The organism is Streptomyces sp. NPDC001530, from assembly GCF_042894545.1.
In the GTDB taxonomy this organism is placed as follows: Bacteria; Actinomycetota; Actinomycetes; order Streptomycetales; family Streptomycetaceae; genus Streptomyces.
On sequence record NZ_JBIAVS010000061.1, the window covers coordinates 1 to 12,960 of the forward strand.

Consider the following 12,960-nt stretch of genomic DNA (forward strand, 5'->3'; position numbering starts at 1 on the left):
GTCCGCCAAGACCGCCCCTGACACGCCATCAGCCAACTACACTCCGGACGACGCCTCTGACCAGGCCAGATAGCGAAACGCTGCTGGAGTACTAGATTTGCCCCGCCCTTCCAGTCTGCGTCGGCTACGGGTTGCAGTGGGCTGCTCTGACGGCAGGAGGGCTGCCACACCCGTCGATTCGGACGCACACCTCTGGGAGAGGCCATGACGACAACTCCTGGCGGGGAACCCATTCCCCCCGTCGCTCACGATCCGGCCAGCCGTCGCAGCTTCCTGAAGTACTCGGCACTGGCAGCGTCGGTACCCGCGCTGCAGTCCGTACTCGCAAACCCCGCTGCGGCCGCTGCCGCACCGGGCGCGTACGCGCCCGTTCCGCCCACCGCAATCGGTCCGCAGATCCCCGCGAAGGGCTATCTGGTCCAGGAGATCGGCGAGCGGCTGTACTGGCTGACGGACGGCTTCTACCAGATCATGTTCCTGGTGACCAAACGTCACCAGGACAAGAAGCAGCGTGTCATCGTCGTGGACGCTCCCCCGACGCTGGGGGGCAACATCCTCCGCGCGATCGAGGAGGTGGCACCGGGTGCCCGTATCAGCCACCTGGTGTACTCCCACTACCACGCGGACCACATCGGCGCGGCGGACAAGCTCCGCGACGCGAGCCTCCCGAAGCTAGTGATCATCGCCCACGAGCAGACCGCCCACCTGCTGAAGCAGGTACCCGAGTCCAGCCGGCCGCCGATGCCGAACCGCTCCGTCTCCAGCCGCTACCGTCTGGAGGTGGACGACCAGGTCCTGGAGTTCCACTACAAGGGCCCCAACCACAGCCAGGACAACCTGTTCATCTACGCGCCGCGGCAGAGGGTCCTGAACGTCGTGGACATCGTCTACCCCGGCTGGGTCCCGTTCAGGAACCTCGTCGTGTCCACCAACATCCCCGAAACGCGCACAACCAGCTCCTGGAGTTCGACTTCAAGACCTACATCGGCGGGCACCTGACCCGTCTGGGTACCCGGCAGGACGTCAAGATCCAGCAGGAGTACCTGCGCGACCTGGAGCACTACGGCAGGAAGGCCATCACCGAATTCGTCAACGTGGGACCCCTCTTCGCCAAGTACCCGGGCAACCCCTGGGCCGTGTTCAAGGAGTACCTCGACATCCTCACCCAGACCACGGCCGACGCCGTCACCCCGGCCTGGACCAGCCGGCTCGACGGCGCCGACGTCTTCACCTTCGACAACGCCTGGACCATGGTCGAATCCCTGCGGCTCGACCACAAAGTCCTCGGCCCCTTCGGCACCCTCCCCTGAGCCCGACTCTGCCAGGGATCGCGGCGTTCCCCGGTGCGACCGCGTGATCAGCGGGCATGCTCGGGGCTGTTCCGCAGGCCGAGTGCAGCTGTCGAGGTGCCCGTTGTCGCTCCGTCCTCGTTCCGGTGAGCAAGTCACGTCTTTGACGAGCAGATCACGCCGGCGAGCAACCCGGCTGGTACGGCGGCGATGTGGGTGAGAGGGCTTCCGCCTTCCGCACGTGATCGCCGGATTTGTGCTGGTCGGGCATGAGCTCTGCTTGAAGCAGCGGAAGCCGCGCTTCAGCGGCTGGCCGAGTCCAGTGAGACGGTGGCCGAGGTGCTGGCGAAGCACCCGACGGGCAGGCGGGCCGGATCCGGGCCACGGTGACGGGCTCCATCGTGCCCGAGCAGGCCAAGGGTGCCGGTCTCGAAGGACTACGCCCGAGCCCTCTCCGGCGCGCTGGACGCCCTGGTCGACCGGCGGAGCCCGGCGGTGCGGCCGAAGAAGGCGGCCGAGCAGGCCGAGCTGGAGCGGCTGCGCAAGAACGTCGAGCTCGCGTCGGCATCACGGCCCTCGGGCACCGCCTGGGACGCATCCTTGCGAACCCACGTCCCCAAAGACTCGGCGGTGACACCGAGGTCCGCGGCCACGGCCGCAGCGGTTCGATGTAGTGCGGCTACGGGTCGTGGACGAGCAGCGCCGCCAGCGCTGGCTCGATAACCCCACGACGGCCGCGGCACGCGAACCACGGCAGACACCCCCAATAGGCCCAGCACTACACCGTCCATGCCGAGATCCAGATCATGGCAGACGGAGTCGCCCCCAGATTGCAGCGCAGGTCACAGACCTAACGCAACGGTGTTGATACAACTGTCCCTCGCCGGTGGCGTGTTCGGTGATGTCGGCGAGCCACAGGCGGTTCGGGCCATTCGCGGTGAAGTCACGGCGGACCAGGTCGTCGTGCACCGGCGGACCGGCCTTTTTCATCCTGCCGCGCCTTTTCCCGAACACGCTCCACCAGCGGTTGTCCCGGCAGATCTGCCACGCGGTCCGGTCGGCCGTGACTGACCCGGCGTCGCGGGCTTCATCGGCCAGGAAGCGGTAGCCGAACTCCGGATCCGCACGATGGGCGTCGAACAACGCGTTCGCGCGGTAAGCCTCCTCCAGCACGGCATCGGTCACCGGTCGGTCGAGCCAGCGGTAGTAGGGCTGTCTGGCGAGCTGGAGGACCCGGCACGTGACCGTGACGGGAACCCCGCACACGGCCGGCTCCTTCACGAGCGGGTAGATCCTTTTCCCGGCAGATTCGCCTGTGGCAGGTAAGCCGCGGCCCGGCGCAGGACCTCGTTCTCCTGCTCCAGCAGCTTGATCCGCTGACGCGCGGCCCGTAGTTCCGCGTTCTCCTGCGTGGTCGTCCCGGGCTTCACCCCGTCGTCCACGTCCGCGCGGCGCATCCACTTCGACAGCGTCACCGCGTGGACGCCGAAGTCGACGGCCACCTGCTCGAGTGTCACGCCCGGACCGCGGTTCCTCGCGACCCGCACGACGTCCTCGCGGAACTCTTCGGGATAAGGCTTGGGCACAGCGACATCCTTCCCACCCGCCCCACAGGGCAAGCCAGTTCAGATGTCACCCGATCGTGCAGCAGACGCAACAGCCAGGGCAGGCCCTGGCTGTATTCGCGCAGGCGGTTACACAGGTCACGGGCGAGGGGCGTATCGAGGGCCTTCTCCAGCTGCGCGGCACACTCGCCGGCAGCACCTGCCCTCGACCAGCGGCCGGCCTTTCCAACACCCCAGGCCAGGGGGCCTCTTGCGCGTGGTTGGGATAGCGCAGGAGGTGCGCTCGTTTCGCGCGTCCCCGCGCGAAATTACCCGCCTCCGGCGGGGCATTATAGAATTGACCTCCGGCCAAATTCCATAACGGGCGCACCTCCGGCACGAAAAGAGGCTAGATTTGATTTGTGGGTGGGGAGTTGGGGTTTCAGTTGAGGGTTTGCCATATTCGTTGTGCGGGTGGCTCCTTTGGGGAATCTCCGATTCCCTTGGAAGTGTGAGGATTTGGGGAATCTCCGATTCCCTGAGAGACGAGGGGATTTGATTAGTATTCCGTGGAGAAGAGTTAACCACGGAATACCTGAGACGGGAAGTCGGGCCCCTCCGGAGACCAACCTCTGTGTGGGGTGGGGGGTTGAGCCTGTCTCCGGCAGCGACCAGGGCGAGGGCGAACACTACCTGACACACGAACTACCCTCCCCAACAGCGAAACCCTGGACCGGAGTTCCGTGCTTCGCACCGGGGGCGACCTGGTTTCACGCAGAGGCTACCCATAGCCTTCGGACGGGTCCGCTTCGAATCGAACATCCCCGAGAGGCTCAAGCGGACCCCTCATAATCCACCCAACTACACGTCGCTCCGTCACATATTAATATTCAACTGAATTTATACCTGTTGCCACGACCCGTGCAGAGTCGTACGTTTGAAGCGTCGCCCGCGTTCCATCTCTCCATCCAGCTGGCTTCTCTAGTAGCAGCCATCAAACTACCTCCCGCCCTGGAGGCCAAAATGAGTGAGTTTAACGAACAGGTTCGGATAAACACGCCGGATAACGCAGTTGCCCTGGTAGTGAAGGCAAACGCCACGGCAGTCTCAGGCGTGAGCGCAGAGGGATTCGGGGTCGAGGGGAGAGCTCACGGAACTGGAGTGGTCGGAGTGAGCGAAGCCTGGCTCGGCGTTTACGGGGAGTCCACAGGAGGCATCGGCGCAGACGCCGTACGTGGGCAAGGCAAAGGAGACACTTGCGGAGTCGCAGGGCATAGCGAACACGGCATCGGTGTCTACGGTAAAGGAGGGGTACTGGCTGGCAAGTTCGAAGGCAAAGTAAAAATTACAGGTCCGCTGGAGGGCAATCAAATCGAAGGGCAAACTGGAAATTTCTTCGGAGAAGTGAGGGCTGTGAGGTTCACTCCCAGTGGAGGGGACTACGCAGAGACCTTTGCGTCAAAAGACAATTTCGAACCAGGCACGGTTCTCGTCATCGGAGACGACGGCCTGCTCAGCCCCTGCAACACACAATATGACTCGCGCGCAACTGGAGTTGTGTCAGGAGCTGGCGGTCTCAACCCGGGAACCGTCATGGAAAGCAATCCCGAATCCGCACATCATGTGACACTCGCACTCGCAGGACAGGTCTACGTCAAAGCAGACCCCCAGTACGGGCCGATCTCCGCCGGCGACCTCCTCACAACCTCACCCACCGAAGGGTGCGCAATGCGCGTATCCGACCGCGGCAGCGCAATTGGCGCCATCCTCGGAAAAGCCATGGCATCCCTGCAAGGCGAACCCGGACTTCTTCGCATGCTAGTGACACCATCTTGAACCTCAGCCGACCCCGCGCCTCAGGGCCGCCGCCAACCGGATCCTGCCATGCCACTTGTGCGGCAACTTGCAGGCGAGATTGACATTGGGCTGCGCAGAGGGGTGGACTACTCGCCGAGGTCGACGATGAGTGACGCCGATAGTGGAACTACATAGTTTCCGACCAACCTGCACAACCAGGCCCGGCCCCATCTCGTCGTTGGCGAGGAGTCAGGCGACCACATGGTGTTCGGCAGCCGCAGCAGCAGTGTCGAGCGGTGGGTGCGGGTGTCGACGGCCACGAGGGCCTTCTCCATGCCCTGCCCGGTCGGGCCGGCGAGCAGGACGGTGTGCCCGCCGACGGCCAGCGCTGTTTGCGAGGTGAGCGGGGCGGACTCGGCCCACCGGTCGCTGGGGCAGTGCAGGCCCTCCTCGAGGCGGGTGGTGACGTCACGACCGCTGCCCGCCAGGGAGAGGGTGCCCGCCCGAGTCAGTGCGGCCTGGTGGACTCCGCCGGCGAGTGTGTCGCCCAGCCGGGTCAGCGTGTGCCCGCCATACCGTTCGCCGGTTCGGGGGTCGTGAACGCCCAGGCGGTGTGGTCCGGGCCGGACATCAGCCAGCCATGCCCCTTCAACCCGCCGCCCACCACGTGCACCTGATCGTCCGTCATCCGCAGGACTGCTTCCTCGTTGTGAAGGAGGGTGCCACTGTCGGGCGTCACGAGGGCCGACCCTTTGCAGAGGACGGGACCCGAAGTCCAGGAGCTGCGGCCCGTTGCTGCATCGAGGCGCAGCATGCCGGACATGGTCGTCCACAGCAACCCACTTCCGCCGGTGTGCGCGAGGCCGCTGATCTCCCCCTCCGTCCAGGTGCCGTCGGCGGTCAGCACATGTGTGACCGTGACGCCCGGTTCGGGGATCGCGGGGAATCCGTTGATGCCCTGCGCCGAGGACCGCAGGAATGATGGTGGCGGCCCCACGTCGGGTTCCGGCAGCAGGCCCGCCAGCGACACGTACGAGCCATCGCGCTGGCCGGTGACGGCCAGGTACCGATGGAAGAGGAACTCGGCGCTGATCAGCCCGGACGCCATGGCCGCGACGTGCGAGTGATCCAGCAACACCACGCTCGCATGGAAGTCCGCGGAGTTGCGCACTGGTGCGGTGAAACCAGACATGGACACCAGGACGGCACGGGCACTCGGCGGCCGGCTCTCCAGCCTCTCCTTGATCTTGGCCCGTGCCGTGGCATCGACCGGCTTGCGCTGCCACTTGGCCTCGAGGATGTAGGGGGGTGTGGTCGAGCATGAACGACACATCGGTCTCGTCCCGGCCGTCCAGCCCGCGCTGGTCGCTGACCACATCCTGCAGGCCGCCCCAGCGCAGCACCTCGGCCAGGAACGCGTTGAACCGCCGCCCGCGCGCCGCCTCCTGGCCCGGCGCGTACCGGTGCAACTCCTGGTAGTCGGCCATGAGTTGTGTCAGTCGGGCGGGCACCAAAGAGCCGGATACGGCGTGCGCTGTCACGCCGCCGACGGTAGCCGGTCACACGGGGATCCCGCGGCGTACGTCCGGAGAACGCTGATGCGGTGCAACCCAGACAACAGCACGCAGCCCCCTGGCCGCTACTGGAATTCTCAACATAACGGCGGGATTCTCATCAGGCTTGCGGCACCGCAGGCCAAGACCCCGATCGACGCGCAAGAAGCACACCACGGCGCCTCTCAGTCATCTGTATCCTCGCAGGTCAAAGCGATCTCTCTACCGCACCAAGAGTGAGAACTCCCTCGAACGCCCGGGAGACACCGGTGGCGAGGATGAGGGACCCCGTGATCTGGAGCAGCACCGTCAACCGGTACGGGACGTTGCCGCAGATGCGTGCGGCGGACCAGGACGCTGTGCAGGGCCGGGGTCTTCTCCTCGTGGATGCGGTTGCCGACCGGTGGGGCTACGACGTCATGGGCTCCGTCTCGCAGCCATGGGGTAAGCGTGTGTGGGCCGAGTTGACGGTGACCCCGTGAGGTTCCGCAGGACCGTGGTCGTCGAGACCGTGCTCCTGGTACTCGTCGCTGGGTCCCTCGTCTGCGTGCTGGTGAACGGCGCCCGCGAACAGGGCACCCCGCACATGGCTGAGGTGATCCGGACCCTCTCCCTCTGCCTTACCCGCGACGGTGCCGCGCGAGCTCGCCGCTCGGAAGGCGGGTCTTACGGGGTGAGGCCGGCCTTCTTGCAAGCGGACCGGAATTCGGGGGTGCAGATCTGGTCGATCGTGTGCACGCCATCCTTGACGACGGTGCCCTTGATGTTGTCGGCGGTCACCGAGACCGGAGTGAGCAGAACGGCTGGGATGTCCTTGGTGGTGGGGCTGCTGACCCTGTCCTTGGCGATCGCGCCGAGCTTTTCGCCCCGCCCCAGGGCGACGGCCATCTCCGCGGCGGTGCTCGCCTCGGGCCTGAAGGGTTTGTAGACGGTCATGTACTGGTCCCCGCTGACGATGCGCTGCACGGCCCTGAGGTCGGCGTCCTGGCCGGTGACCGGGGGAAGTGGCTTGATTTTGGCGGCCTTGAGGGCGGCGATGACACCGGAGGCAAGGTTGTCGTTGGCGGCGTAGACACCATCGATATTGTCGGCACCCAGGGCGGCGATGGCCCCGACCATGTTGTTGTAGGCGTTCTGCGCCCGCCACTCGACGGTGTCGTACGACCTGCCGATCTTCACCTTGCCCTTGAGGACGGACAGCGCGCCGTGCTTGAACCAGCCCGCGTTGGGGTCGGTCGTCGCGCCGTTCATCATGACGATCTGACCGCCGTGCGCCTTGGCGCCCATTGACTTGAGGAGCGCCTCGGCCTGAATCCTGCCGACCCGCGCACCGTCGAAGGTGACATAGCCCGAGATCGGGCCTTCGGCGAGCCGGTCGTAGGCGACGACCGGGATACCGGCCTGGCGCGCCGCTTCGACTGAGGAGCGCATCGCCTTGGGGTCGACGGCTTCGAGGATCAGGACATCGACCCCCTTGGTGATCATGGAGTCGATCTGCTGCCGCTGGGTCGCTGCGTCATCCCTGGCGTTGGCGTACTGCATCGAGCAGTTGCCGCACAGCTCCTTGATCTTCGCCTCGGTCAGAGACCTGTCCTGGTGCTCCCGGCCGCCCGCCCCAGGGAGCAGCAGGCCGATCGTGAAGGCGCCCTCGCGGGAGGCGCCCGGCCCATCGGCCTCGCCGCAGGCAGTAAGCCCAACAGCCGCGGTCACCACAGCCGCAGCGACGGCACGACACACATGGGCGTTCATTTAGGGGGTGCCTCCATGACTCGGTCACCGCCGCCCGTCCGTGGCGCCTGGATCTCCCCGGACATTCGAGTCTAATCAGACAGCGTCCGCCCTTCCTGGAGATGTATGCCGCATCGAGCCGATGATCTTCTCCACCATGGCCCGTGCCTCCCCGTGATTCCCCGCCGGACGTGGGCGCGACTGCGGCTGCGGCAGGCATCGGCCCGCATGCCCGCGTCGCCTCGCCCTGGCGGCGGTGTCCCTGGCTACGGGTCTCGCCGCCGGCGAAAGGGCCGGCTGGCTTCGTTGATCTCTAGGCACAGCGTTTGGCGACCGGTTCCGGAGGCAGTTGGTGATCACCTGGCTCACGGATCTCGATGAGAAACGACGGCACTGTCGTGTCCACGAACGTGGGACAGCCAGCCTCTCGTCACAGTGGCTGGCCGTCGAAGGGGTCGCCGGAGCCGGGCTTGAACGTCGTGCCGAGGTTGTACTGCGCGATCCCAAGGTTGAAAATCGGCATCGGCAAGGACGCGGTAGAGGAACTCCGAGGTGGACATGTCGTACCGGTGCCATGCGCCGACGTCATTGGCCCGCGCGAGGACGGGGTACTCGCCCGGCCGCTCGGCATCGATCAGCCAGAAGTACTCGTCGGCCCGTTCGGTGGAGCCCCACTCAACCAGCCCCTTGCTGCCCGGCGCGTAGATCGCATAGGGCTCGACGGCAGAGACGTTTCCGAGCTTGCTGTCCTGGTCGACCGACAGGGAGACCCGCCACTGTGTCAGGAAGTCGAACGCGGGGCCTTCGTCGCGCCCCAGAAAGTAGAGGGAATCACTGAAGACGCCGCCGCCGAACACCTCGTAGAGCTCCTTGTAGTCCGCCGGCAGCGGAACCCCCAGCTCTCCCTCGATCGCCGCCCAGTCGACGGAGATCCCGAGCGGCCCCCACCCGGTCAGTTCGATCACTTGCTGAACCCACATACCCGGACACCGACCGCCACCTCGCCGACTTCATCACCAGCCAGTACGCCGACAAGACCGGAGCCCTCGTCTTCGCCTGCCTGCTCCACCTGGCCGGCGACAGCAACGGCGCCCGCTTCTGGTGGCGCTTCGCCGCCGGAGTCGGGCACCACGTCGCCGAGTACTGCCTCTTCCTCGAACACGCCCACAGCGGCGAGTACGACGACGCCGACTACTGGCGCACCCACCTCGTGCGCCACCACTTCGAACCCGCCCTCATGTGCGGTGACCGCGCCACCGCTCCCCTGGTCGTCCCCGAATTCATCGACGACGTCCGGACCCACATCACCCGTCCCCACCACCCCGAGATCGGCGCTGTCCCCCTCCCCCAGCCACCCCTTATCCGGCAACTGCGCCACCTCACCTCCGCGCTGTAGGCCAGCGCGTATCCGCCCGGGGCAAGGCGGCGCACGACGAAACCGCCCGAACCTTCCGCCGCGAGGCGACCGCCTTTCGCCCACCAGAACGCCTGGCCCCGCCTGGCCTCCTCAACCAGTCGGGGCCACGCCCTGTCACGCCCGCAACGACTGACAATGCCGGGATGACCCGACCCAGAATCCGTGTCGCCGCATACGTGATCCGGCATCGCGCCGTCCCCGAGCTGCTGGTGTTCGACCACATCGGTATGCCGGAGGCCGGCACCCAGGCCCCTGCAGGAGGAGTCAACTCATGCGAAGGACTCGAAGAAGCGGTCCTTCGAGAGGACGCCGAGGAGACCGGTCTGCAGACAGCCACCGTGCTCCGGCAGATCGCCGTGGATGATGAAGATCTTTGAAAACGGCCAGGGCTGCTCTTCGTTGCCCACTCGGTTGCTGTGGGCAACGAGGGTCGGAGCCGCCCGCTCGTGGAGTGTGCGGGCCATGTCGAGCGGTCAAGGACGCCTCCGGTGGCGTCACCAGGCAGCAGGATGGGTGAACACGCTCATCGGTCGACAACGATGAGGCTCGCATCACACCGCGACCGCCCCTTGGTCTTGCTGGGGGCTGGGCTGCGTCCTGCTATTACCGGCCGATCTTGTCCAACTCGGCGAGCTCCTCGTCGGAGAGCGAGAGTCCCGCGCCGGCGACATTCTCGCGCAGGTGCGCCTCCGACGAGGTGCCGGGAATCAGCAGGATGTTCGGGGACCGCCGCAGCAGCCAAGCCAGGGCGACCGACATCGGCGTCGAATCCAGCCGGGTGGCTACGGCAGAAAGGGCCGTGGACTGCAGCGGGGTGAAGCCTCCGAGCGGGAAGAAAGGCACGTAGGCGATGCCCTTGTCGGCGAGATCGTCGATCAGCTCGTCGTCCTGACGGTAGGCGAGGTTGTACATGTTCTGCACGCACACGATCGGCGCGATCGCCTGCGCCTCGGCGACCTGTTCCGCCGTCGCGTTACTCACTCCGAGGTGCCGGACCAGGCCCTGCTGCTGGAGTTCGACGAGGGTCTCGAAGGGCTCGGCGAGCGAGCCGGGCTGGGGACCCTGAGCGTCACCGAGCCGGAGATTGACCACGTCGAGCGAATCGAGGCCGAGGTCCTGAAGGTTCTCGTGGACGGCGCGGCGCAGGTCCTCGGGCTGCCGGGCAGGGGGCCAGCCGCCCTGCTGATCGCGGACCGCGCCGACCTTGGTCACGATGTGCAGCGATTCGGCATAGGGGTGCAGCGCTTCACGGATCAGCTGGTTGGTCACACGTGGTCCGTATGCACTGGCGGTGTCGATATGGGTGATCCCCAAACCGGCGGCCTCGCGCAGGACGGCGAGCGCGCCGTCGTGGTGAGAAGGCGGGCCCATGACCCCGGGGCCGGCGAGCTGCATGGCGCCGTAGCCGAAGCGGGTGACGGTCAGATCGCCCAGGGTCCAGGTGCCGCCGGGCAGTGACGCTGAGGGTGTGTTCATTCGGTGTGCCTTTCCTGCCGAGCTGGATAGTGCGGAGGGCTGCCTGTTCGCGCCGGTCACCAGCGCGATCTTCGTTTCGCTCATGCTCGCTCGCGGACCAGCGGCGCATCCAACACCGATACGGTGTCCTGTCATACCCGGTAGGTATCACCCAGCTACGCTGGGGCCGTGGACGACTTGGAGACCCGCGAGCTGAGGTACTTCATGGCTGTCGCCGAGGAACTGCACTTCGGCCGCGCCGCCGAGCGCCTCGGCATGGCCCAGCCACCGCTGTCCCGGGCAATCCAGCAACTCGAGCGGCGCCTCGGCGTCTCTTTGCTGGAACGCAACCGCCGCGGCGTCTCCCTGACCGGCGCCGGAGAGGTACTGCTGCACGAGGGCCGCGCAGCCCTCGACGCGACCACCGCCGCCGCTCGCCGCACCCGTCGTGCCGGTGGCGCCGACGGTCCGGGTGGCCCCCGCAGCCGCTTGGTCCTGGCGGTGAAGGCCAGCGCGTCCCACGAACTGCTGCACAAGCTCCTCGACGCCTATGCGGCCGAGCCCGACGCCGCCGAGATCGAGGTGCTGCCGAGCGGCACGTGTGAACAGGAAGAGATGCTGCGCGATGGCCGCGCTGATGTAGCGCTCATGCACAAGCCGTTCAACTCCCTCGCCGGGTTCGACAGCGAGGAGCTGATGACCGAGGGGCAGATCGCCATCCTGCCCACCGGGCACCCCCTCGCCGCGCACAAGGCTCTGACCGTGGCCGACGTCAGCGACATCCCCGACCTTCCGCTCGCCCGCTGGTCCCGCCACGGCACCTACCCACCCGGCCCGGGCCCCGAGATCCACGACCAGACGCAGCTGGCCCAGCTGATCGCCCTCGGACGCACCGTAGCCGTCTTCCCCGACTCCGCCCGCGCCTGGCTATGGGCCGAGCACACCGCTGTTCCCCTGACCGACGCACCACCCGTCGTCACCCACATCGCCTGGCCCGCGCACAGCCGCTCCCTCGCCCTCGCCGGGCTGATCCGCACGGCCACACGGCTATGACCCGCCCTCGCCTTCCGTCGCCGCGACACACCGCCTGACCGCCGCTGCCCACGGGCACCACCGTGATTCCGTGCACTGCCGACCTTCGCGCCGGCAGAGTTGTGCCGGGCCGCCCACGGGACGGGCGGGTCCGCGAAGCCATTACGGCCCCAGCGGGCGAGACGGCTCCTCTGGGTGGGGAATTTCAGCAAGCAGGTCTGTCCCACCCCCGAGCGGCGCGTGGGGAAATTCAGAGAGCCTCATCATGGAGGACAAGCCTCACCCCGACACGGGACAGCCACGACGGACCAGCTTCTTCTACCTCCAGGCACCCGCAGACACCCCCGATGCATGGGAGCACCACGTCCACGGCGACGGAGACGACGCCGGCCTCACCTTCGCCTGCCGGTTCCTCCCACTTCCCCTGAAGCAGCCGTTGGCAGACGATCAAGACACATGGCTGAGCCGCATCGACCCGCCCTGGACCACCGTTACCGGCAACAGTCAGTAATCAGCCGCCGAACCCGCACACCGAATACACTCCCTCAATATGCGAGCTCACCAGTCCCAAGGGGCGCAGCAGCCGCATTCGAAACCCGGGTTTGCGGGCGAGCGTGACGGTGATCGGCTTGTTGGGGCAGCGGCTGAGCGTCTCGGAGAGCGCGGCTTCCTCGCTCGGGTCGACGGACAGCTGGTAGCGGGTCTTGTCGGCGACCCAGTCGGTGACGTACTGGGGCCTGACGGTGCTCGTCGCCGTCCATGCGCCAGCCCTCATCCGGCCGGCGCTCCCCCTGGGCCTGGCCGCGTGGGCCGCGCTGTACGCGTTCGTGCGGCTGTGAACCCGTCCGGTCGGCGAGCCTGCCGCGCCAACTGCCCGTGGGGAGGGAGTTGGCGCGGCAGGCTCGCCGCACCGGCTCTAGCCGGGACCGAACTCCGCACCCTGACCGCACCGGAGCCGAGCAGCAGGATCGCCGAAAACGGCGCGCGAACGACCTGAGCACGCTGGGACGATTGAGGCGTGGCTGAACAACTACCCCCTTCGGCAGGAGAGGGGTCGGGTGGCCCGGGGGAATCGCACCCCCGGGCTCCCACAGAACGGAGCGTGACAGTCTCCCGTCACTCCGCTCTTGTCATCCTGGTCACCA

At 66.8% G+C, this 12,960-nt stretch carries 14 protein-coding genes and 1 pseudogene; 7 read left to right on the forward strand and 8 right to left on the reverse strand.

Annotated elements, in window-relative coordinates; all coding sequences use genetic code 11:
* The first annotated feature begins 204 nt into the window (after nt 1–204).
* Together ACFY0T_RS49980 and ACFY0T_RS49985 are read left to right on the forward strand one after the other, a co-directional pair.
* Entirely contained in the window at nt 205–999 is a 795-nt protein-coding gene (locus ACFY0T_RS49980) for an MBL fold metallo-hydrolase (protein WP_388885837.1), read from the forward strand.
* Nucleotides 1,000–1,094: 95 nt separating this feature from the next.
* On the forward strand, nt 1,095–1,310 hold the full coding sequence (locus tag ACFY0T_RS49985; RefSeq protein WP_388885839.1) for a hypothetical protein: 216 nt from the start codon (nt 1,095–1,097) through the stop codon (nt 1,308–1,310).
* 783 nt (nt 1,311–2,093) lie between these two features.
* Here ACFY0T_RS49985 and ACFY0T_RS49990 read toward each other — a convergent pair.
* Together ACFY0T_RS49990 and ACFY0T_RS49995 are read right to left on the reverse strand one after the other, a co-directional pair.
* Nucleotides 2,094–2,570 carry a hypothetical protein gene (locus ACFY0T_RS49990; RefSeq protein WP_388885841.1) on the reverse strand — a complete coding sequence of 159 codons (477 nt, stop codon included), beginning with the start codon at nt 2,568–2,570 and terminating at the stop codon, nt 2,094–2,096.
* Nucleotides 2,567–2,875 carry a transposase gene (locus ACFY0T_RS49995; protein ID WP_388885844.1) on the reverse strand — a complete coding sequence of 103 codons (309 nt, stop codon included), beginning with the start codon at nt 2,873–2,875 and terminating at the stop codon, nt 2,567–2,569. Before ACFY0T_RS49995 ends, ACFY0T_RS49990 begins: the two co-directional genes overlap by 4 nt.
* A gap of 981 nt (nt 2,876–3,856) precedes the next feature.
* Between ACFY0T_RS49995 and ACFY0T_RS50000 the strand changes: the two genes are divergently transcribed.
* Complete coding sequence (locus ACFY0T_RS50000; protein ID WP_388885847.1) at nt 3,857–4,669, forward strand: hypothetical protein; 813 nt, start codon at nt 3,857–3,859, stop codon at nt 4,667–4,669.
* Nucleotides 4,670–5,186: 517 nt separating this feature from the next.
* On the opposite strand, the gene ACFY0T_RS50005 is transcribed toward ACFY0T_RS50000, so the two are convergent.
* Entirely contained in the window at nt 5,187–5,963 is a 777-nt protein-coding gene (locus ACFY0T_RS50005; protein WP_388885850.1) for a hypothetical protein, read from the reverse strand.
* 510 nt (nt 5,964–6,473) lie between these two features.
* Here ACFY0T_RS50005 and ACFY0T_RS50010 point away from each other — a divergent pair.
* Nucleotides 6,474–6,665 (forward strand): hypothetical protein, encoded by a 192-nt coding sequence (locus ACFY0T_RS50010; RefSeq protein ID WP_388885853.1) that lies wholly within the window; start codon nt 6,474–6,476, stop codon nt 6,663–6,665.
* Nucleotides 6,666–6,849: 184 nt separating this feature from the next.
* Here ACFY0T_RS50010 and ACFY0T_RS50015 read toward each other — a convergent pair whose 3' ends face one another.
* The 3 genes from ACFY0T_RS50015 to ACFY0T_RS50025 form a co-directional block, all read right to left on the reverse strand.
* Nucleotides 6,850–7,932 (reverse strand): sugar ABC transporter substrate-binding protein, encoded by a 1,083-nt coding sequence (locus tag ACFY0T_RS50015; protein ID WP_388885857.1) that lies wholly within the window; start codon nt 7,930–7,932, stop codon nt 6,850–6,852.
* 344 nt (nt 7,933–8,276) lie between these two features.
* The gene (locus ACFY0T_RS50020; protein ID WP_388885860.1) at nt 8,277–8,876 is read right to left on the reverse strand and encodes an SMI1/KNR4 family protein; all 600 of its coding nucleotides are present in this window, start codon (nt 8,874–8,876) and stop codon (nt 8,277–8,279) included.
* The gene (locus tag ACFY0T_RS50025; RefSeq protein ID WP_388885863.1) at nt 8,873–9,289 is read right to left on the reverse strand and encodes a hypothetical protein; all 417 of its coding nucleotides are present in this window, start codon (nt 9,287–9,289) and stop codon (nt 8,873–8,875) included. The genes ACFY0T_RS50020 and ACFY0T_RS50025 overlap by 4 nt, the downstream gene beginning before the upstream one ends.
* 182 nt (nt 9,290–9,471) lie before the next feature.
* Here ACFY0T_RS50025 and ACFY0T_RS50030 point away from each other — a divergent pair.
* Nucleotides 9,472–9,690: pseudogene (locus tag ACFY0T_RS50030) on the forward strand (NUDIX domain-containing protein); the annotation flags it as partial.
* Nucleotides 9,691–9,931: 241 nt separating this feature from the next.
* Here the strand turns inward: ACFY0T_RS50030 and ACFY0T_RS50035 are convergent.
* Nucleotides 9,932–10,804, reverse strand: a complete 873-nt coding sequence (locus tag ACFY0T_RS50035; protein WP_388885865.1) for an aldo/keto reductase family oxidoreductase — start codon at nt 10,802–10,804, stop codon at nt 9,932–9,934.
* A gap of 168 nt (nt 10,805–10,972) precedes the next feature.
* On the opposite strand from ACFY0T_RS50035, the gene ACFY0T_RS50040 reads away from it, so the two are divergent.
* Both ACFY0T_RS50040 and ACFY0T_RS50045 read left to right on the forward strand, forming a co-directional pair.
* Entirely contained in the window at nt 10,973–11,836 is an 864-nt protein-coding gene (locus tag ACFY0T_RS50040; protein ID WP_388885868.1) for a LysR family transcriptional regulator, read from the forward strand.
* 244 nt (nt 11,837–12,080) lie between these two features.
* The gene (locus ACFY0T_RS50045; protein ID WP_388885872.1) at nt 12,081–12,326 is read left to right on the forward strand and encodes a hypothetical protein; all 246 of its coding nucleotides are present in this window, start codon (nt 12,081–12,083) and stop codon (nt 12,324–12,326) included.
* Here the strand turns inward: ACFY0T_RS50045 and ACFY0T_RS50050 are convergent, their stop codons facing one another.
* The gene (locus tag ACFY0T_RS50050; RefSeq protein ID WP_388885874.1) at nt 12,327–12,590 is read right to left on the reverse strand and encodes a hypothetical protein; all 264 of its coding nucleotides are present in this window, start codon (nt 12,588–12,590) and stop codon (nt 12,327–12,329) included.
* Nucleotides 12,591–12,960: the final 370 nt, after the last annotated feature.

Excerpts from the sequence above, each read along its gene's own strand:
- ACFY0T_RS50000 (WP_388885847.1), top strand. The coding sequence starts at position 3,857 with ATGAGTGAGTTTAACGAACAGGTTCGGATAAACACGCCGGATAACGCA.
- ACFY0T_RS49980 (WP_388885837.1), top strand. The coding sequence starts at position 205 with ATGACGACAACTCCTGGCGGGGAACCCATTCCCCCCGTCGCTCACGAT.
- ACFY0T_RS50005 (WP_388885850.1), bottom strand. The coding sequence starts at position 5,963 with ATGTGTCGTTCATGCTCGACCACACCCCCCTACATCCTCGAGGCCAAG.
- ACFY0T_RS50015 (WP_388885857.1), bottom strand. The coding sequence starts at position 7,932 with ATGAACGCCCATGTGTGTCGTGCCGTCGCTGCGGCTGTGGTGACCGCG.
- ACFY0T_RS50035 (WP_388885865.1), bottom strand. The coding sequence starts at position 10,804 with ATGAACACACCCTCAGCGTCACTGCCCGGCGGCACCTGGACCCTGGGC.
- ACFY0T_RS50050 (WP_388885874.1), bottom strand. The coding sequence starts at position 12,590 with ATGAGGGCTGGCGCATGGACGGCGACGAGCACCGTCAGGCCCCAGTAC.
- ACFY0T_RS50045 (WP_388885872.1), top strand. The coding sequence starts at position 12,081 with ATGGAGGACAAGCCTCACCCCGACACGGGACAGCCACGACGGACCAGC.